Origin of the sequence: Mesorhizobium sp. M7A.F.Ca.CA.004.12.1.1 (assembly GCF_003997835.1) — a bacterium.
GTDB lineage: Bacteria > Pseudomonadota > Alphaproteobacteria > Rhizobiales > Rhizobiaceae > Mesorhizobium.
Genome location: NZ_RZRK01001148.1, coordinates 1 through 1,417, shown reverse-complemented (window position 1 = coordinate 1,417; position 1,417 = coordinate 1). Strand labels below are relative to the sequence as shown.

The window sequence follows — 1,417 nt, the reverse complement described above, 5'->3', positions numbered from 1 at the left end:
CTCGCGCTGCAAACCCCAGACATCGTTGACGATATGCGCGCCGGCGGCGACCGCCAGCCGCGCCGTGTCGGCACGATAGGTGTCGACCGAAATCAGCACCTCGCTCACGCCCGCCAGCGCTTCGATCACCGGCAGGATGCGGTCCTGTTCCTGGCTGGCCGATACCGCGGCAGCACCTGGGCGCGTCGATTCTCCGCCGACATCGACAACCAGCGCCCCTTCCCCGATCATGCGGCGCGCCTGGGCCAGCGCCTTTTCAGGGGCGTCGAACTGGCCGCCGTCGGAAAAGCTATCGGGCGTGACATTGAGGATGCCGACGACCACGGCCTTGCCGCCAAGGTCGAGATGGCGTCCATGCGCCAACTGCCATCGCCGGGCCGTCATTGCTCATCGACCATGGAGTTCATCAATCATGTGTGATCCCTGGCGGATCAATTTCATTGCGCCGGCAACGGCCGTAAAGCAAGGTGATCGAAGAGGCAACATGATGAAGCGAGCCATGCTTGGCATGAAAAGACGGTCCCTGGGCGTGAAACGATCCTTGGCTTGCGCGCTGCTGCTCGCCATGACCCCGCTTCCGGCGGCGACCGCCAATCTCGTCAAGACGTACAGCTATTTCGCCATCGGCGGCAGCACCCTCGACGACATCGAGGCACAACTCTCCAAACGCGGGCCGGAGGTGAAAAGCACCGGCAACCGGCACCCGGGCGCCACGCAGATGGCCTTCACCACCCGTGTCAGCTATGCGCAGACGCCGAGTTCCTGCCGGATCGCCGACGCGGCGGTGACCGTCAAGGTGAAGGTGATCCTTCCCGAGTGGCGCCGCCCGCGCAAGGCCGACGCCGATGTCAGGCTGTTCTGGGATACGCTGTCCGCCGACATCAAGCGCCATGAGGAGCGCCATGTCGAAATCGCCAAGAACCATGGCGGCGAACTCGAAGAGGCCTTGAAGGCCACCTACCCGCAAAAGAACTGCGATGCCGCCAAGGCCAAGGCGGCCGCGATCACCGCGGCTGTCCTGGCCAAGCACGACCGCGCCCAGCTTCAGTTCGACCGCGTCGAAAGCGTCAATTTCGAAAGCCGCATCTTGCGGCTGCTGCGCTACCGCATGGAGCGCATCGGCAACGGCCGACTGCCGCCGGCCTGAACGCACCCGAACTGAAAGCCAAATTCGCTGGAGGTAGTGCCAGATTCGAAAAACTTTCGAGCCCCTGTCGAAACCGGCCTATATGGGACGACATATGTCAGGCTCGCCAGACGCGAGCTTAAAACACCAATGCGATCCAAACGGTCAAGAAACCGGAACGGCTGAACAGGGCCGGTCAAATCGCAAGCTTATGGATGAACGATCATGGACCAGGCTGTCGATAACAAAACGATGGCGGAAACCGGCACGCCGATAACAGAGAGCGAAAAG

General features: G+C 62.3%; 2 protein-coding genes. One reads left to right on the top strand and one right to left on the bottom strand.

Annotation, left to right across the window (positions count from 1 at the left end; all coding sequences use genetic code 11):
* Positions 1 to 384, bottom strand: a 384-nt coding sequence (locus EN984_RS34575; RefSeq protein ID WP_164765922.1) for a dihydropteroate synthase, incomplete at its 3' end; no start/stop codon positions are given.
* A gap of 103 nt (positions 385 to 487) precedes the next feature.
* Here EN984_RS34575 and EN984_RS34570 point away from each other — a divergent pair.
* Positions 488 to 1,147: a DUF922 domain-containing protein gene (locus EN984_RS34570; protein ID WP_127272711.1), complete on the top strand. Its 660-nt coding sequence runs from the start codon at positions 488 to 490 to the stop codon at positions 1,145 to 1,147.
* Positions 1,148 to 1,417: the final 270 nt, after the last annotated feature.